This is a genomic window from Brevibacillus halotolerans, assembly GCF_026891775.1.
Classification (GTDB): Bacteria; Bacillota; Bacilli; order Brevibacillales; family Brevibacillaceae; genus Brevibacillus_B; species Brevibacillus_B halotolerans.
Window position 1 is genome coordinate 1 of the sequence record NZ_JAPTNK010000086.1, and the last position, 255, is coordinate 255.

Below are 255 nucleotides of genomic sequence, written 5' to 3' on the forward strand. Positions count from 1 at the left end.
TATTATATCATTAACTATGTCAGTCATATTGCTTGTATTAATTATTAGTCTGGCAGTAATAAGATTTAGTAGGCTGTCTAGATATCATGGTGCTGAACATATGGTCTATAACGCTTTTAGTGCTGGTATAGATTTGACAATTGAGAATGTGAGGAAGATGAGTCGAATATCCGATGATTGTGGCACTAATCTTATAACCATATTGGTAGTGGTATTACTCTTATTAATGATTTTGTTTCCATACATGCCACTTTT

The 255-nt window shown here is 32.5% G+C and carries 1 protein-coding gene; it reads left to right on the forward strand.

Annotated elements, in window-relative coordinates; genetic code table 11:
* Positions 1-16 precede the first annotated feature (16 nt).
* Positions 17-255 (forward strand): DUF1385 domain-containing protein (locus O0550_RS24850; protein WP_396125786.1); only part of this gene is annotated, 239 nt, incomplete at its 3' end.